This window comes from Arthrobacter sp. Bi26 (assembly GCF_918697925.1).
Classification (GTDB): domain Bacteria; phylum Actinomycetota; class Actinomycetes; order Actinomycetales; family Micrococcaceae; genus Arthrobacter.
Genome location: NZ_CAKKMF010000064.1, coordinates 1 through 23715, shown reverse-complemented (window position 1 = coordinate 23715; position 23715 = coordinate 1). Strand labels below are relative to the sequence as shown.

Here is a 23715-nt window from a genome sequence, read left to right as displayed (position 1 = left end):
ACGCCGCTGGAGCCAGCCACTACGCTCGGAAAATGGGAATCCTGCGCAAAGCCCTCGCCGGTGTGGTTGTGCTGATAGCCGGCCTTCTCGGCGGAGCCCCCGCGGCGCTCGCCGTGACGCCGACCGCCGTCGTGGTTGAAGACCGCGCCGGCGTTTTGGATCAAAAGACGCTGCTGCCGGCAGTACAGTCCACCGACTTTTACGAGCCCACCAAAGTAGCGATCTACACGTACAACGGCACGGCCGCGGACAACCTGAACGCGGAAGTCCTGCGGTTCGCCCGCACCGAACATCCCGAATGGATCAGCGCCGACGGGCAGAAGTGGGCCGACGGGCTGTTCATCTTCGCCCTCGATCCGGTGGGCCGGCATGTGGGGACGTACATGGGTGAGGACCGGAAGGTCTCGCCCGAACAGCGCGAGGACATCCAGAACGCTTCCAAGGAACTGCTCCGGGATGCGCAGTGGACCGACGGCACCATTGCCGGGATCCGCCGCGGCGCCGAACTCATCAATCAGCCGTGGTACCGTTCCACGGCTTTCCTCGTCACGGCCTGGGCGGCGGTGGCGGCCGCAGTCTGCGCGGCTGCAGCGTGGCTGATCGTGCGGTGGCGGACCCGGGTGTCCAGCCGGAAGGACCTGGCCCGGGGCGACGCCAGCTACGCCAACGTCAGCATGGACCTGCAGGTCACCGAGCTCAACGCCAGCACCGTTCCCGAGTCGTCGCGGTACGGGAGCACGGTGCTGGAGAAACACCGCACGTTCGTGAACCGCTACAACACAGCCACCGAACTTTCCAACCAGGTACATGCCTTCAGCAGCCGGGACCTGAGCCGCCGGCCCAATCTCAAACTGGTCCGGAGCTACGCCGACGCCGCGGCAGAACTGGACGCGCTGGACGACGTGATCGCCGATACCAATGCCTTGCTCAACCGGGGCTCAACCTGGCCTGCCGCCTGGGACCGCCAGCTCGCGCCGTTCCGCAGTGACCTGGACGGCCTGGAAAGCCTGCTTAGCCAGCGCAGCGCCGAGGGAACTTCAGCGACGGCGGCGGCCCTGCTGTCCTTCCGCGATGAAAGCCGGAGTGATATGGAGCGCTGGTCGGCGGAACTGGCGGACGGCTCGATCACACCCGAGACGGCGCTGGACCGGTTGCGTGACGCCCGGACCCACCTCTCGGAACTCCTGAAGAACCATGCAGACACCTTGATCGACGCCTATGCCCGCAATGACAAGGAAGCCGATCTTATGCGCCAGGAAATGGACAGCGCGCAGGCGGGGACCAAGGCCAGATATGGCCGCGCGTACGAGCCGAGCATCCTCGGAACGGTGTACCCGTCCTACTACTTCTTCTCGGTCCCGAGCTTCAACACCGGCTTCACCACCGGCGTCAGCAGCGTCAGCAGCGCGCGCGGCGGTGGCACCACCACCGGGTACGGGTCCAGCGGCGGCAGCTTCTCCGGGTCCGGGAGCTCGTCGAGTTTCTAGGGCCGAGTTTCCAGGGCCATACGTCTAGGGCCCGCTCCCGGGCCGTTCGACGACGAAATCACCGCCGGGAAACATGATCGTCTCGTGGCCGTCGTCGAACCTGACAAGGTACGGCGGCGCACCATCGACCCCCCTCACCTCAAGGATCAGGCCGTGCCGGTCCGTGGACTCGACCGTGTGCCCCCGGATGATGATGCGGTCCCCTGCGACTGCCTTCATGGCGATCACCTGTATCTCTATTGACGCCTGTGTGCCCGAAGATCATTATGGCTCTTGTCGGCTGGAGGGCGCTAGGCATTGGATTGAGGAGCCGCGCCGTGAGCATCAATCAGGCATTTTGTGAAGCAGGAAAAGCATTCAGCACCCTCTTCCCGGAGATCGGTTCCGCGGCCGGACGGCGCCACCCGCTCCCCCCGCTGGCCGGGCCCGCCGGCCCGCGCCACCGGCGACGCCGACGGGGCCGTAACTCCGCAAGCCCCGGCATCACTGTGAGGCCTGCGGGGTGCCGGCCATGATGAGTGCAATCGTGCGCTGGACCCTCCAGTTCCGGCTCCTGGTCCTCGCCGCTGCGGCAGGAATCCTTGCCCTCGGGCTCACCACCCTGCCGAGCATGTCCGTGGACACCTTCCCGGAATTCGCCCCGCCGCAGGTAGAGATTCAGACTGAAGCCCTGGGACTCTCGGCCGCCGAGGTTGAGCAACTCATCACCTCCCCCATGGAGGCCGACCTGCTGAACGGGGTGGCCTGGGTTGAGGCAATCCGGTCCAAATCCGTGCCCGGCCTGTCCTCGATTCAGATGGTCTTCAAGCCGGGGACAGACCTCTTCCGCGCGCGTCAGCTGGTCTCGGAGCGGCTGACCCAGGCGCGCGCACTGCCCAACGTTTCGGCAGCGCCTGTGCTCATGCAGCCGCTGTCCTCGACCAGCCGGGTCATGATGATCCGGCTGACGTCTAAGGCCATGTCGGCCATCGACATGTCCGTCCTGGCCCGCTGGACCATGAAGCCGGGGCTCCTGGCCGTGCCCGGCGTCGCGAACGTGGCGATCTGGGGCCAGCGCGACCAGCAGCTTCAAGTCCTGGTGGATCCTGCGCAGCTCGAGGCCAAGGGCGTCACGCTGGACGAAGTCATCAAGACCACCGGCAACTCAGTGTGGGTGTCGCCCTTGAGCTACCTGGAGGCATCCACGCCTGGCACCGGCGGCTTCTTTGAGACGGGCCACCAACGGATCGGCGTCCAGCATGTTCTGCCGATCACCACGCCGGAGGACTTGGGCCAGGTGCCCCTTCAGGGACCCGGCAATCTCCTGCTCAAGGACGTGGCCACGGTGTCAACCGACCACCAGCCCCTGATCGGCGACGCCCTGCTCAGCAATGAAGCCGAATTGCTGCTGGTGATCGAGAAGTTCCCGGAGACCAACACGATGGACGTGACCCGCGGCGTTGACGAGGTCCTCCGCGAGCTCCAGCCCGGCTTGCCCGGAGTCACGGTTGATACCAGCGTGTACCGCCAGGCCTCCTTTATCGACGAAGAGGTCGGGACGCTCGGTATCGCTGCGCTGATCGCGCTGCTGCTGATCGTTGCCCTGTTTGGCGCCTTCTTCCGTTCCTGGCGCACGGCCCTGATCAGCCTGATCACGATTCCCGTGTCGCTGACCGCTGCGGCGCTGGTGCTCGATCTGCGCGGCACCGGGATGAACACCATGGTCCTGGCCGGCATGGTGCTGGCCGTGGCCGTCATGGTAGGCGACGTTGCGGAAGACCTGAACGGCATAGCGCGGGCACGCAGCGCCGCGGCCAGGGCAGTCCTCGCCTCCGGCGACAGCGGATCGCAGGCCGCCCCGGCACAGGCACAGGCACAGGCACAGGCACAGGACCAGCAACGACGCGACTCAGTGATCCCGGGGGCCCTGCGGGCAGTCCGCACGCCGATCCTCTACTCGCTGCTGATCATGGCGCTGGCCGTCATGCCTGCGCTCTTTATTGGGGGTGAGAACGGTGCCCTGTTCGGACCACTGGTCCAGAGCTATCTGCTCGCCCTGGTCGTCTCGATGATCGTGGCACTCACGGTCACGGCGGCACTCGCGTTCGTCCTTCCGGTCGGCTCCAAGGCGCCGGAACGCCGTTCCCTGGCGCGGCTGCAAGGCCGGTACGGCCGGACCGTGACGCGCCTGACGCGAAAGACGCGGTGGGTATTCGCCGCCGCGGCGGTGGTCGCGCTGGCCGGACTGGCACTCGCACCCCAGCTGGCCGGGACACGTCCCGTGGTGCCGGTGCTCGCGGACAAGACCCTTGTAGTTCACTGGAGCGCTATAGCCGGCACGTCGGACCAGGAAATGAGCCGGATCACCGAGGCGGCGGCCGTGGAACTGCGCACCGTGCAAGGCGTGGCCAACGTCGGAGGACACGTCGGGCGTGCCATCACCTCGGATCAGGTCGGTGACGTCAGCTCCGGCGAGCTGTGGGTGACCGTGGCCCCCGACGCGTCCTACGCCGACACGGCCGCCGCCGTCGACCGCGTGATCACCGGCTATGCCGGCCTGACCAGCAAGGTCTCCACCTACCCGCAGGAACGCATCGACCAGATCCGGGAAGAAGCGGACAGCGGCTTTGCCGTCCGCGTCTTCGGCCTGGACCCGGCGATTCTGCGGCAGAAGGCCGCGGAGGTGCAGCAGATTCTTGAGCACACGGCCGGTGTGGTCAATCCCCACATCGACCTGCCCGCCGAACAGCCGATCGCCGAGGTCAAAGTGGACCTGGCTGCGGCCCAGAAGGCCGGCGTCGTCCCCGGTGATGTACGGCGGGCGGCTGCCGCACTTTTGCAGGGCATTGAAGTCGGCAACCTCTACGAACAGCAGAAGGTCTTCTCGGTCATCGTGAAGGGGAATGCGGCCACCCGCAGCAGCCTTGACAGCGTCCGCAACCTGATCATTGACACCCCCAACGGCGGCCACGCCCGCCTCGGCGACGTCGCGCAGGTGACCATGGTCGGGAACGAGTCCGTGATCCTGCACGACGACACCTCGCGGCGCATCGATGTGAAGGCCGAGATCCAAGGCCGTCCGCTGGGCGACATCCAGGCAGACATCAACACGGCCCTGCAGCAGATGCAGTTCCCGATTTCCTACCATGCCGAGATCCTCACCCAATACGCCCAGCAGCAAGGCAATTACCAGTGGCTCTGGCTGCTCGCGGCGGTTGCCGCGGCCGGCATCCTGGTGCTGCTGCAGACGGCGACGGGGAGCTGGCGGCTCGCCGCCCCGCTCTTCCTGGGTCTGATCCTGGCATTGTCCGGCGGTGTGCTGGCCGCCCAGGCCACGGGCGGGGTCAACTCGCTGGTGGCCCTGGTCGCCTTCGCCGCAGTGCTGGGAATAGCCGTCCGCGGCGCCCTCCTGCTGACGGGCCAGGTCCGGAGCCTCCGGGCCAGAGACGCTTCGGCGCCCTGGCCTGCGCTGGTGGTCCGCGGAACCAGGGAGAGGCTGGGACCTGTCCTGATGTCGACCGTGATAACAGCCCTGGCGCTGCTGCCCCTGGTCCTTCTGGGCGGCGTCGTAGGTACGGAGATCATTCTTCCGCTCGCCGTGATCATTTGGGGCGGCCTGCTGACAACAACCTTCTTCACCCTGTTTGTTGTGCCCGCCGTGCTGCTTCGGTTCGAGCCGAAGCCAGCACCCAGCGCGCGGACCGGCCAGGGCACCGCTGCATCGACTGAAAGCCAGGATGCGTCATGAACTCCACACTTTCGCCGCGGGGCAACAGGGCCGCGGTGTTCATCGTTGCGGTGTTCGTGACGGTGTTCACGGCGCTCGCCGCCACAGGTTGCGCCCAGGCGCCGGAGGCCGCACCGTCCGAAGGCGAACCGGCGGCGATCGCTGAAGTCCCCGGCACGGACCTTCACCGGCTCACCCTCACCGAGCACGCCATCGAACGGGTCGGGATCGCTACGGCCGTCATTGCCATGAATCCCCAGACCGGGAAGCTCACCGTTCCCTACGGGGCCATACTGTACGACAGCTCGGGCAAGGCGTGGGTCTACACCAACCCTGAGCCCCGGGTCTACGTCCGCCAATCCATCACGGTCCAGCGCATCAACGGCGAGGTTGCCGTCCTGACGGACGGGCCGCCGGCGGGGACCGTGGTGGTCACGACAGGAGCCGAGGAACTTCTCGGCACCGAATTCGATACGGCCGAGTGACATGCGCTGGCTCATCGGGATCAGCCTCCGTTTCAAGACGGTTGTTGTCGCCCTCGCGTGCGCCGTGATGCTGCTCGGTTCCCTGCAGTTGGGCTCCGCGTCCGTGGATGTCTTCCCGGAATTTGCCCCGCCACGCGTGGAAATCCAGACCGCGTGCCTCGGGTTGACCGCCCAGGAAGTCGAAGAGCTCGTCAGCGTGCCGATCGAGGCCGCCGTGAGCGGCATGCCCGGCCTGGACGAGATCCGGTCCAAGTCCGTGCCCCAGCTGTCCTCGATCGTGCTGCTCTTCCATCAGGGCACTGACCTGCTCAACGCCCGCCAGCTCGTATCGGAACGGATGGCCTCGGTGACCGCGGCGCTGCCCACCTGGGCGGCCCCGCCGGTGATGCTCCAGCCGCTGTCGGCGACCAGCCGCGTGATGAAGATCGGCATGACATCCTCGGAGCATTCGCTCATCGAAATGTCCATGCTGTCCTACTGGACCATCCGGGCCCGGCTGCTGCGGGTCCCCGGGGTGGCCAACGTGGCCATCTGGGGCGAGCGGCTCCAGATGCTGCAGGTCCAGGTGGAACCTGACAAGCTCAAGGCCCAGAACGTCTCCCTCAACCAGGTCATGGAAGTCACCGCCGGCGCCCTCGACGCCGGGCTGCTGAAATACTCGCCCGGACGGTTTATCGGAACGGGTGGCTTCATTGACAGCCCGACCCAAAGAATGGGGATCCGCCACGTCCAGCCGATCCAGACGCCCGCGGACCTGGCCCAGGTGACCATCCGGGAAAAGGACGGGGTGGCGCTGCATCTGGGCGATGTTGCCCAGGTTGTGGAGGACCATCAGCCGCTCATCGGTGACGCCGTGATCAACAACGGGCACGGGCTCATGCTGATCGTCGAGAAGCTGCCGTGGGGCAACACACTGGACGTGACCAAGGGCGTGGAGGAAGCCCTCCACGAACTGCAGCCTGGCCTGAGCGGCATCAACTTCGACACCACGATCTTCCGGCCCGCCAGCTTCGTTGAGGAGGCGATCTCCAACCTCAGCATTGCGCTGCTGCTGGGCTGTTTGCTGGTCGTCATGATCCTCGTCGCGTTCCTCTTCCAGTGGCGCACGGCCCTGATCAGCATCGTCGCCATTCCGTTGTCCCTGCTCACCGCCGCACTGGTGCTCTATTTCACGTCCAGTGCGATCAACACGATGGTCCTGGCGGGGCTGGTCATTGCCGTGGGCGTCGTGGTGGATGACGCGATCATCGACGTCGAAAACATCATGCGCCGGCTCCGGCAGCGACGCGCCAAGGGCAGTGACGAAGCTGGCAGTGACGAATCTGCGGCATCGGTGGTCTTGAAAGCCTCCCTGGAGATGCGGAGCCCGATCGTCTACGCGACCCTGATCATTGTGGTCGCCGCCGTGCCGATCTTCTTCCTGGACGGGCTGACCGGGGTCTTCTTCCGGCCGCTGGCCGTCTCCTACACCCTGGCTGTCCTTGCCTCCATGCTCGTGGCGCTGACCGTGACGCCGGCCCTTGCCCTGATTCTGCTGGGCAACGCCAAACTGGAAGAACGCGACGCGCCGCTGGTCCGGGTGCTCAAACGCGGCTATCACGCGGCCTTGTCCAAGACCATGAACCGGCCCCGGTTCGGCTACGCAGGCTTTGGCGTGCTGGCGGTGGTGGGCCTGATCCTCGCTCCCCTGATGGGCTCGTCCCTGTTCCCCACGTTCAAGGAAAGGGACTTCCTGATGCACTGGATCTCGGAACCGGGAACCTCTGCCGCGGAAGAGTTCAGGATCTCCCAGCGCGGCTGTGAGGAATTCCTGAAGGTCCCCGGCGTCCTGAATTGCGGCACGCACATCGGGCAGGCATTCGCCGCGGACGAGATCGTCGGTGTCAACGCCGGCGAACACTGGATCAGCATCGACCGCCACGCCAACTACGACGAGACGGTGGCCGCCGTGGAGGAAGTGGTCAAGGGCTACCCGGGGCTGCACCGTGACGTCCAGACCTATCTGAAGGAGCGGATTGAAGAGGTCATCACCGGCGCCAGCGAGCCCATCCTGGTCCGGGTCTACGGAGACGATCTCAACGTGCTCCGGGAACAGGCGCAACGGGTCAAGGCAATCATGGACTCGATCCAGGGCACCCAGAACCCGCATGTCTCCCTCGAGGTGGAAGTCCCCCAGATCGCGGTCACGGTTAACCTGGCAGCGGCGCAGAAGTACGGCCTCAAACCGGGAGATGTCCGGCGTGCGGCCGCGACGCTCGTGGCAGGCGAGGAAGTCGGCGACGTCTTCCGGGACGGCCGGGCCTACGACGTCCAGGTCTGGAGCACCCCGGCCACCCGCTCGTCCGTCACCAGCATCGAGGACCTGCCCATCGACACGCCGAGCGGCCGGCGGGTACGGCTCGCCGACGTCGCGGACGTGAGCATGCAGGCGACGCCGAACCAGATCGACCGCACGAACGGTTCCCGCCGCGTGGAGGTGGGATCCTTCCTGGCCCAGGGAGCAGACTTGGGAACCGTGGCCAGTGAGCTGAAGTCGCGGCTGGAGAACCTGGATCTGCCGACCGGCTACAGCGTGCAGCTGCTGGGCGAATACACCGAGCGTGAGGCGGCGACGAACCGGCTGATGATCTACTCCGCCGCGGCACTTGTCCTGATTCTTCTGCTGCTTCAGGCGTCCTTCCGGAGCTGGCGGCTGGCGGTCCTGTCGCTGCTGACGCTTCCCGTAGCCCTGGTGGGCGGGGTCATAGCCGCCTATATGACCGGCGGAGTCCTGTCCCTCGGGTCCCTCGTTGGCTTCCTCACCGTGATGGGGATCGCTGCGCGCAATGGCATCCTGCTGATCAACCACTGCCAGCACCTGGAAACCTATGAAGGCGAAACCTTCGGCCGCGCACTGGTGCTGCGCGGGGCGGCGGAGCGGCTGTCGCCGATTCTCATGACCACGCTGGCCACCGGCCTGGCCCTGGTTCCCCTGGTTGTCATGGGCAACATCCCCGGCCATGAAATCGAACACCCCATGGCCGTTGTGATTCTGGGCGGCCTGATCACCTCCACCCTGCTCAATCTGTTCATCGTGCCCTCGTTGTACCTCCGGTTCGCCAAATCCAGGAAGACACACGAGCGGGAACGGGCTGCCGCCGGGCCGGTCACCGTCTGACCGCCGTCAGAACCCCATCCGTCAGAACCCCATCAATCAGAACTCCATCAATCAGAACAACGCGGCGGTCACGGTCCGGGTGAGCTGCTGAATGATCCGGGTCCGGGGACCCATGTCCGAGTAGTTCAGGCCGCGGGTGTACACGACGAACACGAAGGCCCGGCCGTCCTTGTCAAGGACACTGGCATCATGCAGGTTTCCGAACAGCAGCCCGTACTTGTGGTGAATCCCTATCCCCGGCGGGACCGCGGGCGGGATCAGCGTCTCGAAGTTGGTGTTCTGCATGTAGGACAAGAGCTGGGCGGTATTGCGCGCATTGAGCAGCTGTCCCGTGTAGAGCAGCTGGAGGGTCCGGGCCATCTCCGCGGGAGTCAGCAGGTTCACCGTTCGGTCGTACGTGATCCCGATCGAGGCGGCGTAGTCCGTGATGCCCCGCTGACCGACCGCCCGCAGGATCAGGGCCCATGAATCGTTGTTGCTCTGCTGGACCATCTGGCGGATCTGGGCCCCGGCCGTCGAGGCGCCCATCGGTGCTGTCAGCGAGGCGCGCCCGGTCTCCACGAGGTGGTAATACGCCGATGCGGCAAGGATCTTGGCCGTACTGGCGGCAACAAACTTGCCCTGGGCTCCGTAGCCGTGGACCACGCCGTCGGACAGATCAATCAACGACACCCCCAGCGCGTAATTGCTGTTGGCCGCGATGATCGCGTTGATCTGGCTGTCCAGTTCGGGGCTGATGGCCGGGACAGCGACGGCGGGGACTTCTGCGGGCTTCCCTGCGGCCGCCGCTTCGGCGACGGCCGCGGGAACGGGGCCCGCCACGGGTGACGCAGCGGCGGGCAGATCGGATGCCGCAGCTGTCCGGCTGGCGTCGGCGGCTGGCCCTGAGGCCTGGGCGGCCAGCGGCGAGGGTGCGGCGGCGGTGCCCGACGTGGTCGCCGCAGCGGCTGGCGGATCAGCCGGGATCCCTGCCCGGACGCCCGCGTAGACGCCACCGGCAGCCACAAGGGCCAGTGCGACGGCGGCCGCAGTCAGATACTGCGGCCGGATCTTTCCCTCACGCTTGGCGAGGGGCCGCGGCCGGAGCTGGGATCCGCCGTCGGCCCGGTGCGCGCCGGAGCGGTAGTGGCGCGGCGGCGGCTCAGTCATCCGGACCGGCCCCGGGCAATTGTTCGAAATCGTTCGCAGGCATCGTTCTTCCCCCGAAGGTGACTGACCGCGGTGGGGCCATAGAGTCCCTGCATTCTTCCCGCTCGAGGCTCCCCGCGCAAGGGCAAGGCCACCGGACAGGCTCGGTCAGCCACCCAACGCCGGGGCGTACGCTGGAGACAAGCGCGGCGTACTCTGATGAAACCGAGGAGCGGTGATGCGAAAAATCATCATGGTCATGCAAGTGTCCCTCGACGGATTCTTCGAGGGACTGGACCGCGACATCAGCTGGCACATGGTGGACGAAGAGTTGCACCGCCACATGAACGAAAAGCTCGCCCCCATGGGCGCCTTCCTGGAAGGCAGGGTCACATACGAGCTGATGGAAGGGTTTTGGCCGACGGCGGACCAGGACCCCGATGTCAGTCCCGTGATGGCCGATTTCGCCCAAATCTGGCGGAACCTGCCCAAGCTCGTCTACTCCCGGACACTAACAACGGCCGGCCGGAACGCTGCTGTGATTCGGGAGGTCGTGGCGGAAGAAGTCTTGGCACTGAAGTCGCAGCCGGGCGGAGACATGGCCCTCGGCGGGGCGGAACTCGCCGACACTTTCCGGCGGCTCGGGCTGATCGACGAATACTGGGTGTACGTCCATCCGGTACTGATCGGACGCGGACGACCCATGTTCAAGGACGCCGACAGCAGAGCCCAGCTCCGGCTGTTGGAGACGCACACCTTTGGCAACGGGGTGGCGCTGCTCCGCTACGCCGCGTAGCCGGCGCTGTGGCACGCCCCCGCGGCACTTTCTTAAGCGTTTCTTAAACGCCTGGCGGAAGTGTGGGAGTCGGCGCCTTTTCGGGCGCCCGTTGTCCCGAGCCGGAGGATCCCATGACTGGACCCGTCCCTGTCAAAAGCGTTGAACACGATGCAGCACAGCGCCGCACTGCTGCCGTCCGTCCTGTCGCAGGGCTGCGGCTGTGGGTCCTCCCCCAGGTCCGCCACTGGGTGTTGCTGGGCGTCCTGCTGTCCGCCGCCGTCGTGGCACTGGGCCTGGCGGCGCAGCTGACGCCGGGCTTTAGCGCCGCCGAGCTTGGTGTCGACCAGGACCTCAGCCAGCATCACGCCGCCGCCCTGACCGCCGTCGCGATGGCACTCAACGTCGTGTTTGGACCGGTGGCGGGTCTCGCTCTGATCGGCGCCGCAGCACTCTACATCTGGCTGTTCCGGGGCGGACTGGTCAAGGCCGTGGCCTTCGGCCTCGTGGCTTCGTCCGGGTGGGTGGCGAGTGAATTCTTCAAGATCGTCGTGGCCCGGCAGCGGCCCAGCCCCGCCCTGCTGTTCGATCCCCTGGCTCCGGAAACCGGCTCCAACAGTTTCCCGAGCGGCCACGTGTCCTTTGCGGTGGCACTCGGATTCGCCGTGTACTTCCTGGCCCGCGGAACCCGCTGGGCCAAGGTCACCGCCGTTGGGGCGGCGGCAATGGCGCTCGTCGTTGCCTGGTCGCGGCTGTATATCGGCGTCCACTACCCCACGGATGTCGCGGCTTCGTTCCTGGCCGCGAGCGCAGCGGTGGTCATGCTTGCGGGGTTGTGGAACGTGGTTGCGCCGCGGATGGCCGGCCGGCTTCGTGCCCCGTCCGTCACCCGGTCACTGGGTCCTGAGAGGAATTGAGAATGCACGCCTTGGACGTTTTTTCCTTACTTCCGGCAACAGACAGGGTCGTTCAGGCCGCCGCTGCCGCAGGTACACCCTCACTGCTGGACCCGGCAAGCCTGCTCGCCGGGCTGGGTCCGACCGCTTTGGGCGTCATCGCGCTCATGGTTTTCATTGAATCGGGCGTGCTCTTTCCTTTCCTGCCCGGGGACTCGCTGCTGTTCACCGCAGGCCTTCTGCACCAACAGCTGCAACTGTCGCTGCCGGTGCTGATCGGTGTCGTCACCGCGGCTGCCGTCGCCGGGGACCAGGTCGGCTACATGCTGGGACGGAAATTCGGCCGGCGATGGTTCAAGGACGATGCCCGGATCCTGAAGACAGCGCACCTGACCACTACGGAGGACTTCTTCCGCCGCCACGGCGGGGCCGCCGTCGTGCTGGCCCGCTTCGTCCCGATGGTCAGGACGTTTGCTCCCCTTACCGCCGGGATCGCGCGCTATGAGTACAAGTACTTCACTCTCTGGAATATCACCGGGGCGGCGGCGTGGGCCGTTTCCGTGACGATGCTTGGCACCTGGTTGGGACACTTTGACATCGTCGCCAAGAACATTGACGTCATTGCCGTGGCCATGGTCCTCATCTCCGTGGTGCCTTGGGCGGTGCAGCTCCTCAAGCGCCGCCGCAACAGCCGCACCGCAGCCGCACCGGCCGGCGACACGCCCGCGGGAACCGAGGACGGACTGCGGACTGAGGAAATGGCCGCGGAAGAATAGCTGACATGACTACCGCTGACCGCCCCTCCCTGCTGCTCGTCGAGGACGACGCCGTTCTGGGACCGCTCATCGCCGAGCTCCTGGACCCGGATTACCGGGTCCAGTTGGTCACCAACGGCCGTGATGGCCTCCACCACGGACTGACCGGGGCCTGGGACGTCATGGTGATCGACCGCGGGCTGCCTGTCATGGACGGTATCGCCCTCATCGCGGCTTTACGGTCGAAAGGCATTGCCACGCCCATCCTGATCCTGACCGCGCTGGGCGATGCCGACGAAAAGATCAGGGGTCTGGACGCCGGAGCCAACGATTACGTGACCAAGCCGTTCGACGCCGGCGAACTGGCGGCACGCCTGCGCGCACTGACGCGCACCTTCCCTTCCCCGGCCCCGGCGCCGGTGGCGATCGGGGACTGGGAACTGGATCCGACGCAGCGTTCCGTCCGGTCCGTCTACGGGCACACGGTGTCGCTGACCGCGAAAGAAGGCCAATTGCTCGCAGCCCTGGCCGCGGAACCCGGCCGTGTCTTCACCCGGGACGAACTCCTCGCGGCGTACTTCCACGCCTCGGACCAGCCCGGCGTGATCGATACCTATGTTCATCACCTGCGCCGGAAGATCTCCAAGGCCGTCATCCGCACGGTGCACGGCCTCGGTTACCAGATCGGCGATGCCCATGAGTAACGGCGGGACCGCAGGAAATCCGGACCACTCCATTCTGCGCAAGGCCTCGCTCAAGGTCGCGCTGCGGATCAGCGCCGCGTGCGCGGTCATGGTTCTCGGGCTGCTCGCTGCCACGGCGCTGTACCTCATGAATCAACTCGCCCATCCAGAAGTGCCGGGCTCGGCGGCGGCCGGGACGGCCTACGCGTACCTGGACTCCAAAGATGTCCTCGAAGCCATGGTCATCGCCGGGGTGGCGGGAATCTTGCTGGCCGGCATCGTCGGGTGGCTCAGCGCGCGCAGCGCCATCCGTCCCCTCGGTGATGCCTTGGCCAGGCAGCGGCGCTTCGTCCAGGACGCGAGCCACGAACTGCGCACGCCCTTGACCATCCTGGACACCAGGATCCAGCTTGCCCAGCGCAATACCGTGCCCGGCTCCAGGCAAGGCCACGACCTGGCCCGGATCCGGGAGGACGCAGCAACGCTGACCGGGATTGTCAACGAACTGCTCCTCGCGGCAACAGCGGAAGTCCCGGACCGCTCCGCACCGCCTGCCGACCTTGCCGACACCGCCGCCAGCGTCGCCGGGAGCCTCCAGCTGGTGGCAGAGCAGCGCAAGGTGGCCGTGGACTTCGTAGCCGATGCCCGGCCGCTGGCCCGGATCGAGAATAACGCGCTGCGCCGTGCCGTGCTTGCCCTGGCGGACAACGCCCTCGCCCACACGCCCCCGGGCGGCCGGGTGTCCATCACGACCTCGATCGAGCAGAACCGCGCCGTGATCACGGTGGCGGACACGGGGACCGGAATCACCGGCGTCGATCAGACCCGGATCTTTGACCGCTTCGTACGGACCGCCAGCACAGGCAGTGCACACGGACAGCGAAGCTTTGGCATCGGTCTGGCCTTGGTCAGGGAGATCGCCGTCGCTGCGGGCGGCGCCGTTGAGGTGGCCGCGACAGGTGCCGAGGGGACGGTCATGAAGTTGACGCTTCCACTGGCCGGGCGGGGGAATCCCTGAGAACTATATGTACAGGAAAGACCGGCGATCGATTGCCCCCAAGGGAATCGATCACCGGTCTTTCCGGACTTTCCGGCCCGGAAGAGGCAGCGCGGCTTAGGCGCGGACGAAGGTGACGCCGCCGGTCGCCGTGAGCCATGACAGCGGGTGGACCATCGTCTGGTTCTTTCCGTTCATGCCGCCACTGACCACCTGGCCGTTGCCGGCGTAGATGGCAACGTGGCCGGACTGGACCACCATGTCGCCGGGCTGCGGGGTGCCCACAACGGTTCCGAGGCCAAGGAACGCCCGGGGACCAATGTTGCCAACCGGCTTGCCTGCCGCGCCAAGGGCCTTTTCGACCATGGCGGTGCAGTCCTGGGTGATGCCCACCTGGCTGTAAGCGGCCGAGAGCATGATGGCGTTGCGTCCGCCGGCAGCGGGCGCCGCGGCCGGCGCGGCCGCCGGAGCGGCCTGCACCTGCACGGTTGCCTTCGGTGCTGCTGCAGGCGCAGCGGCGGGAGCCGGCGCCGCGGCAACGGGCTGTTCGATGACCGGCGCTGCGACGGTAGCTACCGCGGGGCGGTCAAAGCTGATCTTGACGCTTGAGTCGGCGTTCACGGGGGCGCTGACCAGTCCCGTGACGTCCACGTTGGACGCCGGAGCGGAGTCCCGCTGAGCAGGTGCTGCGGCTGCGTTGGCTGCCATTCCGCTGGTGAGGACCAGGCCGGATGCGGCGGCGAGGACGGCCGTATGGCGCACAAAAGTACTGATTGAAGACATGAATGTAGCCTCTCCCAATGCCTGCGAGGTGAGCTGTCGGATTCGGATGGGAGGCACCCGGCCGCACTCCCGGGCCCGTCGTTGCGGGCACTGTGCGGCTTCACCCCAAGGCCTGCGAAATCAGCAGGCCAAAAGTGGTTTCCCCGTCTCTGCCGGTCGTTGATGCGAGTTACCCCCGGGCCGCGGCAGAGTTAGGCAATCGGCTGGGGAGCGCCCGTATCGGAGACAACAGGCACTCATCCACCGTAACGCGATCCGCATGCAAAAGTCACATTCAGGTAACGGCGGCCACAGAACGGTCCGGCAATTGCCCATGGGGCGGCGCCGCATCCGAACGTAGGATGATGCCATCAGCACACGCCGAAGCGGAGGCCCGAAATGAACAGCCACTGTGTCGCCATCTGCCAGTTGAGCAATCAGCCACAGGAGGATTTCGACGTCAACACCGAGCTGCTGATCCTGGACGGCCGGGACGTCCACGTGACCACCTGGGACGCGGAACCGCGCGACGGAGGTTTCGACGAGCACGTCCTGAATGACCGGGTGGACGCACTTGGGTACATGGTTGTCAATGACTGGGCGTTCCTGGACGGGAAAGCCTACGCCGTGGTGGAGCGGCGGTCGGGCCCTGGGCCCGCCCGCAGCGGCGAGCCGTGACATTCCTGTCCCTGGCGCTGATCGCCGTCGTCGCCCTGGCCGGACCCCTGCTGGCGCTGCCGGCGCGCTGGCGGTTGCCGGTGATGCTGGGCGAACTGTTGGCCGGCATCGCGATCGGACGCTCAGGCCTGGCCCTGGTTGATCCTGCGGACCCGACGTTTATCCTGCTGGCCAACATCGGGTTCGCGCTGATGATGTTTGTGGCCGGAACCCATGTTCCCGTGAGGGATCCGCAGATCCGCTCCGCCCTCGGCAATGGCTCCCGCCGGGCTATTGCGGCCGCGGCGGCAGCGGTGGCGGTCGGAACCGGGATCGGTCTGCTCTTCGGGACTGGACATGCTCCCCTCTACGCAGTGCTGCTGGCGTCCTCGTCGGCCGCCCTGGTCCTTCCGATCATCGATTCGCTGCGCCTCGGCGGACCCGATGTCGTCGCCATGACCGCGCAGGTGGCCATCGCCGACATAGCCTGCATTGTGGCGTTGCCGCTCCTCGTGGATCCGCCCAACGCAGGCCGCGCGGCGCTGGGCGTGCTTACGGTGACCGGCTGCGCGGTGGTGCTCTATTTCGTCTTGCGCTGGCTGGAGCGCAGGGGAATCCGCGCTCGCGTGCACCAACTCTCGGAAAGCCGCAAGTTTGCCCTGGAGCTGAGGAGCCAGCTGGCCGTTCTCTTCGCCCTGGCCGCAGTCGCGACATGGAGCAATGTGTCCGTGATGTTGGCAGGCTTTTCCTTCGGCCTGGTGGTGGCCGCCGTCGGCGAACCGCGGCGGCTGGCCCGGCAACTGTTCGCCCTCAGCGACGGTTTCCTTAGTCCGGTGTTCTTCGTCTGGCTGGGTGCATCGCTGACGCTCAAGGACCTGGCCGGACATCCGGAGATGATTGCCCTCGGCGTGGTCCTGGGAGTAGGGACCCTGCTGACGCACGCCGGCCTGGCGTTCCTGGGTCTCCCGCTGCCCCTCGGGGTGTTGTCGGCGGCCCAACTTGGCGTGCCGGTTGCGGCGGCGAGCATCGGCACACAGCTTCAGGTCCTGCTCCCGGGCGAGGCAGCGGCCCTGCTGGCCGGCGCTCTAGTCACCATAGCCGCGAGCGCCGTCGCCGGGTCACGGGCGGCGAGGGCTTTCGCGCTGCCTGCAAATGCCGACGGCAGATCCGGCGATGCCGGCAGCGCCGTCGGACAGGGCGATCCGGGCGGTCCCGGAGATCCGAAAGTCTGAAAGTCCGCAGCTCTGAACGCGGGCCGGGCCCGCGGGGAACGGTCGGATGGTCACTCTCCAACGGACGTGAATTGCAGCTCCGGCCTCGTCTTTGCCATCTCGGCCAGGACCCGGGAAACCGCGTCCCGGTCCGCAGCGCCGTCGGCGTCGGCGTCGAACGTCCCGCGAGCCTCGCCGAGCACCGCATTCGCGTGCCGGACAAATCTGTCCCAGTCCCCCGCGCCCGCGCGCAGCGCCAGCAGCGGCGAAAGCAGCGCGGCCCGGCGCAGCCAGGCATCGGGCTCGCGCACCCACCGGTCCAGCACGCTGTCAGCCCGCACCCTGGCCATCATGTCGAGCCCGCCCACCAAGGGCCCGACGACGTCGACGGCGAGCGGATCCACGAGGTCCCGCACCTGCGCCTCCCGGATGAAGCCCTCCAGCCGGGTGAGGTCGGAGTTGGTCAGCAGCTTCACATTGGCCTGCAGCAGGACCACTGCGGCCAGCCGGCGCTCGAAAACCGGTGCCGCCCCCAGTTCCGAGCCCCACAATTCGGAGCCCCACAGTTCGGAGCTCAGCGCGGTGACCTGATCGTGGGACAGCCCTGGATAGCGGCGGCCGGCATCCCGGACCGTCCCGCGCACGGCACCCACGGAGGTGCCGTAGAACCGGAGGCCTCTGCCTCCTGGCTCCATTTCCAGCCGCGACTGCAGCTCGTCCGCACGGCGCCAGGAACCTTCCCGCTGCAGCGAGAGGTCGATGAACTCGCCAGCATCACTCACCCGACCATTCTTTCGTGTGGGCGCAGGGGAATGCCGTGAACACGTCCGGAGAGGTTTGCGGGTCAAGGTAACGGTCCGGTAACGTGGGCCACTGGCCGTGAAGGCCTGGCCCGAATGCAGGGCCCCGGACCGCCCCTTTTAGGGCCCGGTTGCGCCGTTCGGCGTCTGCTCGCCCATGCTCTTGCAGCAGGGCCGGATGAAGCTTCCCGCACTCGCCGCCGCCTTGGCAGCGACGGTTGTGTGTGCCAGTCACAAAGCCCGGAGGGGTCCGTTGTTCCAGAAAACGCCGTTCAAGAAATCACCGCTCAGCAAATCACGGTTCAGTCAAGCACAGCCGAAGACACCAGGCTTCAAGACACCACAGCTCCACAAACTAGCGATTGCGCTGAGCTTGGGCGCACTGTCGCTGGCCGGGTGCAGCGTCGCCCCCACCACCGGCGCCGGGGCCCCATCCCCAACCACCCAGGCCTCGGGTTCTGCCGCGGCCTTCACGTCGTCGGCGGCCACCAAGGCCTCGCGTCCTGCCGCGGCTTCCACGTCCTCGGCGCCCGCAGCGCCTGAGTCGGCGGCGCCGTCTGCTCCCAAACCCGTCGGCGGTCCCGCCGCTGCAATAGCGGATCCCGGAGTCGACGCGGCACCGGCTGCCGCCGCTCCCGCCGCCACACCGATCGCTCCGGAAACGGCGGGCGGCGCACAAGCGGCAGCCGCTACGGGGTCGACGCCGGCCGCGCCCGCTGCAGCGCCTGCCGCGGCGCCCGTTGCGGCCCAGGCCGCAGTCGCCGCGACCGGCGACGGTTCGCAAGCCGCCACCGCCCGGGGCTGGGGTGCGGTTGTTGCCGGCGACGAGTTCTCCAAGGCCGGCGCCCCCGACTCCACTAAGTGGAGCGTCTTCAAGGGAACCGGACATGCCGGCAAGGGCGTGCGGAGCCCGCAGGCGTGGTCGGTCGCGAACGGCGTGGCCACGGTCAGCGGCAACTCGGCCGGCACCACAGGCGGCATGTCGGCCAAATTTGCGCAGCAGAAATACGGCAAGTGGGAGACGCGCATGAGGACCAGCGCCAGGGACCCGAAGTACCACCCCGTGCTGATCCTGTGGCCCAACAACAACACCTCCCCCAACTGCGCCGAGATCGACTACGCCGAGGGCAGCAGCAACACCAGCCAGATCAAGTTCTTCCTGCACTACGCCTGCGGCGGGTCGAACTTCCAGACCACGGCCGCCAAGACGGTCGACACCACCCAGTGGCACAACTACGCCGTGGAGTGGACTCCGGCCGGCATCACCGGATACATCGACGGAGTGAAGACCTTCTCCGACACGAACCCCGCGCACCTGCCCTCCGTGGGCATGCATCAGACGTTGCAGCTGGACTGGTTCCCTGACGGATCGGCCACCAAGCCTTCACAGATGCAGGTCGACTGGGTCCGCGTCTACAAGTAGGACCGGCTCAGCACGCGACAGCCCCGCGCCCAATCAGGGTGCGGGGCTGTCTTGTCGCTGGCCCATGGCGCGCCGCCACCGGCCGTGGGACTCAAACCTGCTGAAGTTCCCGGGCGACCACCGCTGAGACGAGCATGGAGCCGGCCGCCGTCACGGCGTCGATGACCGGGACCCCGAGCCGGCGGCGGAGCACGTCCGCCATGCCGATGCTGCTCAGGCCGGTGCTGGCCTGGACGATCACGTCGGCGCCGGCATCAACCAGCATGTGGGCCGCTGCGAGGGCGTCGAAGATACCGGCAGGCATGAGGAACGCGTCGGGCGTTTCGACGCGCCCCTCGCCATCAATAAGCAGCATGCGTTCGCCCAGTGCGTCCGCGATCGGGCCCGGTACATGGGCGCCGAGTCCCAGGACTCCAATCCGTCCGCCAAAGGTCAGAGCAGCAGCTGCGGCTGCGGAGCCCGCCCCGATGACCGGGATGTCCACGGCCGCCCGGGTGGCGGCCAGCCCGGGGTCGGACGCGCAGCTGATAATCAGCGCGTCGGCGTCCCCTGCCATTTCCCGGGCCAGCTGGACTACCTTGGGTGCCGCAGACTCGAGCGACACCTGGTCGTAGACGCCGGACGGCTGGTCCGGAATACAGCGGGAGGTCACGGAAAACCCGAAAGCCTCCTGCAGGAGTTTCCCGTGGGCGCGGAGCAGGCGTCGGTCCGACGTCGTCATCACCCGGATCAGTCCAACACGCATGGCGTACTACCTTTCGAACGGGATCCTTGGTGCGAGGCTACCCGGCGAGTATTTCCATGTCTTTTCGGGCAGGTGACCAACACAAGCCCTGCCGCGGAATCATGCCGTGGCGCTGGCAGCCGTACACATTCTGAAGGCTGCGACACCGTAACTTGCGCATCACCTTGGCGAAAACTTCGCTCCCGTTAAGCTTGGCGGCCCGGCGCCGTTATATGGTGTGTCACGGTGGGCCGTCTTCGATCCGGGTAACTTACCCGGGTTGGGGGGAAGGCGGCAGGCCGGTTCCGGGCTCAGCCGGAACGATGATCAAAGGAATAGCCATGTCGGTGGAGCCCTCGTCCACTCCAGGACGCCCCGAAGTACAGGATCCCTATGACCTGGTGTCCGGTGCGGAATATGCCGCATCTGCCGCTGGAATCCGACATCAGGCGGTCAGGATCATTGACGCCGTCCTCGCCGACACCGCCCCGGAACACGACCGCGCCCGGGAGTTGCTCCGCCAGCAGATTGCTGCGCATCCCGGAGACCCTGAACGTGCCCTGATGGAACACCTGATGGCGTTGAAAGCTTTAGGCGTGCCCTATGAGGGGATGCCGGAAGCTGGCGGCCCGGTCCAGCCCGAGTTTGCCGCGGGCGAGTAAGCGCAACGCTTAGTTGTAGACCCGGATCCAGTCGACCTGCATCTGGCTGGGTTTGGTTGGAGTCCCGTTGGGAAACCAGTCGAGCTGCACTGTTTGGTGCATCCCTACCGTAGGCTGATGCGCCGGGTTCATGTCCGCAAACCATAGTGACCCATCGAGGTATCCGGTGATCCCGGCCGGGGTCCACTCCACTGCATAGTTGTGCCACTGGGTCGTGTCGATAGCCCGCGAGGCCCGGCTCTGGAAGTTTGGGCCGCTGCAGGCGTGGTGCAGGTTGAACCCAATCAGGGTGGTATCCCAAGTGCCTTCCGCATAGTCAATCTCGGCACAGGTGGGCGATTTGTTATGGTTCGGCCACAGGAGTATGACCGGGTGATATTGCATATCCCGCGCACTCGTTTTCATCCGGGCTTCCCAGCGGCCGTACTGCTGATGGGCAAACCTGGCGGACATGCCGCCCGTGGTGCCCGCCGCGTCGCCGCTGACGGTCACGACGCCGCCGGCCACAGCAAACGCATTCGGACTTCGGATCCCCTTGCCCGCGTGCCCCGGGCCGTTATAGACCTTCCATTTCGCGCGGTCAGGCGGTCCGGCGTAGCTGAACTCATCCCCTGCCACCACTGGTCCCCAGCCACGGACGACGGCGGCTTGGGTTCCGTCGGACACGGCGGCTTGGGTCACGCCGGACAGGGCGGCTGCCCGGTCCATCGGGCCTGCCCGGTCCAAGCCGGGCGCGGCGCCACACCCGGTGAGGGCCAAGGCGCCTACAGCGGCCAGGGCCGCAGCCGTGCGCATTGCGAACATCACGCCTCCCTCCGGTCCGGACATGTCCCGGCCACGGCATCACACATATTTGCCGAACCAGGCGAGCGTGTCGTTCCACGCCGCCGTCGCCTGCTCCTGGTTGTAGCGCGGCCCCGTGTCATTGTGGAAGGCGTGGTCCACGCCGGGATAGACCTTGAGCTCGTGCCGGACGTCTGTTTTGGCCAGCGCATCCTGGAAGGCCGGCATAGCGCCGGTGATCCGCTGGTCCAGTTCCGCGTAGACACCGAAGACGGCGGCCTTGATGGCCGTGAGTTTGTCAAGATCAGGTGCTGGTCCATAAAACGCTGAGGTCGCCAACAGGTCCGGGATCGCCGTCGCCGCCTGCCAGGTGATGCCGCCGCCAAAGCAGAATCCGTTCATGGCGATCCGCCCCTTGTCAACGAAGTCCTGGGCGTTCAGGTAGTCAAAGCCGGCCGTGAAGTCGGAAACGTGACGCTGGGCCCCGGCCTGGGTGAGCGCTCCCGGGACGGCGTCGGGGTCCATACCCGCGGTACCGCCTTCCCGGCTCAGCAGGTCCAGGGCCAGTGCCGCGTACCCGGCTTTGGCGAAGCGGCGTGCCACGTCCTGGATATGGGGTGTCAGCCCGCGGTTCTCGTGGCAGATCAGCACGGCCGGCCCGGCGGTGCCGTTTTCGGGCCGGGCGAGATAGCCGCTGATGTCTGTTCCGCCCGCAGCGAACTGCACGGTCGACGTCGTGAGTCCGGGCGCCCCCTCCGGGACGGAGAGCGGGCTCTTGGCCCCCGGCACGGCGCCCGCGGATGCGGAACCGGGCCCCGGCGAGGACGATGTCGGCGTCGGCATGGGGTCCGTGCTGCGGGGAACCTCTTCGGGCGTGCAGCCAACCAGGAGCATCGCTGCCGAGGCCGCGGCCATGCTGCCCATCATGAACGCCACCCGGCGCGTGAAGGTGCGCTGGCTCATGGCGCCGGAGCGGTAATCGTCGAAGAATTCTTCAATCAGGTACTTCTCGAACTTGCCAAGCTGGGTCATGGCGGCCTCCTCCAGTGTGCCGATCATCCTCCTCCGAAGTCGGATTTGAGGCAAGGCTCCTTCAAGGGGCCCATTAGCGGGCCGGCCACTTCACGACGACGACGCCGCGGCGCTGCGCTGGCTCGCTAGCGGCAGCGTCGCCTCATGTTGGCTCACTGGGCCCTGGTCCTTTCCGGAGGCGGAGGCGGGCTTTGATCAGCTATCTCCGCCTTTGTGGTCCGACCAGGAGTGAACCAATCTAAATTGTCGTAGGTCGCGGGGAGACTGGAACTATGGACGGCAATAAGGGGCCCGAAGTGGTTCCGGCAGGACACGACGACGCCGGCTTCGGCCGCGCCGGGCGCGATGCGGCCTCAGGGCCGGACACCGCGCCGGCGGCCGTCGAGGACCTGGTCCGCATCATGTCCGCGATCCGCCCGGCCACGGACTGTGCCGGCATCATTGACCGGATCCGGGAACTGGAAGATGAGAAGTGCGCCGCGTCCGCGGAGCAGGCACGCCTCGCCGTGGCCTTCGACCTGCTCCAGCGCCGCGCCCAGGCCAGCCAAGGCGTGCCCGCGGAGCAGCTCGGTGCCGGGATTGGCGCGCAGATCGCCCTCGCCCGGCGCGAATCCCCCGCCAAGGGCGGCCGGCTCCTGGGCCTGGCCAAAGCCCTGGTCACCGAGATGCCGCACACCCTCGCCGCCCTGCAGACCGGACAGCTCAACGAATGGCGCGCCACCCTCCTCGTGCGCGAAACCGCCTGCCTGACCGCCGCGGACCGGGCTGTAGTCGACGCGGACCTCGCCGCGGACACGGGCACCCTCGCCGGCGTGGGTGACCGGCGGCTGGTGGCCGCCGCCCGTGCCGCCGCGTACCGGCTGGATGCGCGCACCGTCACCGAACGCGCCGCGCACGCCGCCACCGAGCGGCACGTCAGCCTCCGGCCCGCCCCGGACACCATGTGCCATCTCACCGCCCTGCTCCCGGTCACCGCCGGCGTCGCCGTCTACACCGCCCTGACCCGGCACGCCGACGCCCTCAGGAACAGCGGGGACCCGCGGGGCCGGGGGCAGCTGATGGCCGACACCCTCGTCGAACGCAGCACCGGCACCCCCGGCGGGATCACCGGGGTCGAAATCCAGCTCGTCATGACCGACCGCACGCTCTTCCAGGCCGACGCCGAACCGGCCCGGCTCCCGGGCTACGGCACCGTCCCGGCCGGCTGGGCCCGCACACTGATCAACGGCACAGCGGCCACAGAATCCGCCGGATCCCCTAAACCCGATGGCTCGGCAGGCAGTTCCCCGGAACCCGGCGGCGGCGCGGCCCAGAGCACGGACACGGAGACAGGACATGGCATCGGGGTCGGGCCCGCCCCCGGCACGAACCCCGGCGGCATAGCCGACGGTTCCCCGGGACCCGGCAGCCCCCCAATATCCGGTGGCACGGACGGGGCTGCCGATGACACCGCGTTCGGCGTGTGGATCCGCCGGCTCTACACCCACCCCGGCACCGGCGGGCTCGTCGCGATGGACTCCCGCGCCCGGATCTTCCCGCCCGGGCTCCGCCGCCTCATCCAGACCCGGGACGACACCTGCCGCACCCCGTAC

At 67.2% G+C, this 23715-nt stretch carries 21 protein-coding genes and 1 riboswitch; of the genes, 14 read left to right on the top strand and 7 right to left on the bottom strand.

Annotated features, from left to right (window positions below; translation table 11 throughout):
- The first annotated feature begins 32 nt into the window (after positions 1–32).
- Complete coding sequence (locus tag LQV16_RS16365; RefSeq protein ID WP_229994959.1) at positions 33–1487, top strand: DUF5129 domain-containing protein; 1455 nt, start codon at positions 33–35, stop codon at positions 1485–1487.
- 24 nt (positions 1488–1511) lie between these two features.
- On the opposite strand, the gene LQV16_RS16360 is transcribed toward LQV16_RS16365, so the two are convergent.
- Complete coding sequence (locus tag LQV16_RS16360; RefSeq protein ID WP_091563932.1) at positions 1512–1706, bottom strand: DUF1918 domain-containing protein; 195 nt, start codon at positions 1704–1706, stop codon at positions 1512–1514.
- A gap of 292 nt (positions 1707–1998) precedes the next feature.
- Between LQV16_RS16360 and LQV16_RS16355 the strand changes: the two genes are divergently transcribed.
- Genes LQV16_RS16355 through LQV16_RS16345 form a run of 3 tightly spaced genes read left to right on the top strand, consistent with a single transcriptional unit; the run spans position 1999 to position 8835 of the window.
- Positions 1999–5214 carry an efflux RND transporter permease subunit gene (locus LQV16_RS16355; RefSeq protein WP_229994958.1) on the top strand — a complete coding sequence of 1072 codons (3216 nt, stop codon included), beginning with the start codon at positions 1999–2001 and terminating at the stop codon, positions 5212–5214.
- A complete protein-coding gene (locus LQV16_RS16350) occupies positions 5211–5678 on the top strand; it encodes a hypothetical protein (protein ID WP_229994957.1) in 468 nt (155 codons plus the stop codon). The genes LQV16_RS16355 and LQV16_RS16350 overlap by 4 nt, the downstream gene beginning before the upstream one ends.
- A 1-nt stretch (position 5679) precedes the next feature.
- A complete protein-coding gene (locus LQV16_RS16345; RefSeq protein WP_229994956.1) occupies positions 5680–8835 on the top strand; it encodes an efflux RND transporter permease subunit in 3156 nt (1051 codons plus the stop codon).
- A gap of 51 nt (positions 8836–8886) precedes the next feature.
- Here LQV16_RS16345 and LQV16_RS16340 read toward each other — a convergent pair whose 3' ends face one another.
- Complete coding sequence (locus LQV16_RS16340; protein WP_229994955.1) at positions 8887–9984, bottom strand: serine hydrolase; 1098 nt, start codon at positions 9982–9984, stop codon at positions 8887–8889.
- 217 nt (positions 9985–10201) lie between these two features.
- Between LQV16_RS16340 and LQV16_RS16335 the strand changes: the two genes are divergently transcribed.
- The 5 genes from LQV16_RS16335 to LQV16_RS16315 all read left to right on the top strand — a co-directional run bounded on the left by LQV16_RS16335 (position 10202) and on the right by LQV16_RS16315 (position 14090).
- A complete protein-coding gene (locus tag LQV16_RS16335; RefSeq protein WP_229994954.1) occupies positions 10202–10759 on the top strand; it encodes a dihydrofolate reductase family protein in 558 nt (185 codons plus the stop codon).
- A gap of 113 nt (positions 10760–10872) precedes the next feature.
- Complete coding sequence (locus LQV16_RS16330; RefSeq protein WP_229994953.1) at positions 10873–11655, top strand: phosphatase PAP2 family protein; 783 nt, start codon at positions 10873–10875, stop codon at positions 11653–11655.
- Between the two features lie 2 nt (positions 11656–11657).
- A complete protein-coding gene (locus LQV16_RS16325; RefSeq protein ID WP_229994952.1) occupies positions 11658–12410 on the top strand; it encodes a VTT domain-containing protein in 753 nt (250 codons plus the stop codon).
- Positions 12411–12415: 5 nt separating this feature from the next.
- On the top strand, positions 12416–13093 hold the full coding sequence (locus LQV16_RS16320) for a response regulator transcription factor (protein WP_229994951.1): 678 nt from the start codon (positions 12416–12418) through the stop codon (positions 13091–13093).
- Complete coding sequence (locus tag LQV16_RS16315; RefSeq protein ID WP_229994950.1) at positions 13086–14090, top strand: HAMP domain-containing sensor histidine kinase; 1005 nt, start codon at positions 13086–13088, stop codon at positions 14088–14090. Before LQV16_RS16320 ends, LQV16_RS16315 begins: the two co-directional genes overlap by 8 nt.
- 96 nt (positions 14091–14186) lie before the next feature.
- Here LQV16_RS16315 and LQV16_RS16310 read toward each other — a convergent pair whose 3' ends face one another.
- Positions 14187–14852: a hypothetical protein gene (locus LQV16_RS16310; protein ID WP_229994949.1), complete on the bottom strand. Its 666-nt coding sequence runs from the start codon at positions 14850–14852 to the stop codon at positions 14187–14189.
- A 4-nt stretch (positions 14853–14856) separates the two neighbouring features.
- Positions 14857–15060, bottom strand: a riboswitch (cyclic di-AMP (ydaO/yuaA leader).
- Positions 15061–15230: 170 nt separating this feature from the next.
- Here LQV16_RS16310 and LQV16_RS16305 point away from each other — a divergent pair.
- A complete protein-coding gene (locus tag LQV16_RS16305; RefSeq protein ID WP_229994948.1) occupies positions 15231–15509 on the top strand; it encodes a hypothetical protein in 279 nt (92 codons plus the stop codon).
- On the top strand, positions 15506–16720 hold the full coding sequence (locus LQV16_RS16300; protein WP_229994947.1) for a cation:proton antiporter: 1215 nt from the start codon (positions 15506–15508) through the stop codon (positions 16718–16720). Before LQV16_RS16305 ends, LQV16_RS16300 begins: the two co-directional genes overlap by 4 nt.
- A gap of 50 nt (positions 16721–16770) precedes the next feature.
- Here the strand turns inward: LQV16_RS16300 and LQV16_RS16295 are convergent, their stop codons facing one another.
- Positions 16771–17481, bottom strand: a complete 711-nt coding sequence (locus tag LQV16_RS16295) for a DNA alkylation repair protein (RefSeq protein ID WP_229994946.1) — start codon at positions 17479–17481, stop codon at positions 16771–16773.
- A gap of 391 nt (positions 17482–17872) precedes the next feature.
- Here LQV16_RS16295 and LQV16_RS16290 point away from each other — a divergent pair, with 391 nt between their 5' ends.
- On the top strand, positions 17873–18922 hold the full coding sequence (locus LQV16_RS16290; protein WP_229994945.1) for a glycoside hydrolase family 16 protein: 1050 nt from the start codon (positions 17873–17875) through the stop codon (positions 18920–18922).
- Positions 18923–19013: 91 nt separating this feature from the next.
- Here LQV16_RS16290 and LQV16_RS16285 read toward each other — a convergent pair whose 3' ends face one another.
- The gene (locus LQV16_RS16285) at positions 19014–19667 is read right to left on the bottom strand and encodes an aspartate/glutamate racemase family protein (RefSeq protein WP_229994944.1); all 654 of its coding nucleotides are present in this window, start codon (positions 19665–19667) and stop codon (positions 19014–19016) included.
- Between the two features lie 320 nt (positions 19668–19987).
- On the opposite strand from LQV16_RS16285, the gene LQV16_RS16280 reads away from it, so the two are divergent.
- Positions 19988–20308, top strand: a complete 321-nt coding sequence (locus LQV16_RS16280) for a hypothetical protein (protein WP_229994943.1) — start codon at positions 19988–19990, stop codon at positions 20306–20308.
- A gap of 9 nt (positions 20309–20317) precedes the next feature.
- Here the strand turns inward: LQV16_RS16280 and LQV16_RS16275 are convergent, their stop codons facing one another.
- Both LQV16_RS16275 and LQV16_RS16270 read right to left on the bottom strand, forming a co-directional pair.
- Complete coding sequence (locus LQV16_RS16275; protein ID WP_229994942.1) at positions 20318–21016, bottom strand: glycoside hydrolase family 16 protein; 699 nt, start codon at positions 21014–21016, stop codon at positions 20318–20320.
- Between the two features lie 135 nt (positions 21017–21151).
- Entirely contained in the window at positions 21152–22150 is a 999-nt protein-coding gene (locus LQV16_RS16270; protein WP_229994941.1) for a dienelactone hydrolase family protein, read from the bottom strand.
- A gap of 245 nt (positions 22151–22395) precedes the next feature.
- Between LQV16_RS16270 and LQV16_RS16265 the strand changes: the two genes are divergently transcribed.
- The coding region (locus LQV16_RS16265) for a DUF222 domain-containing protein (protein ID WP_229994940.1) at positions 22396–23715 on the top strand (1320 nt) is incomplete at its 3' end.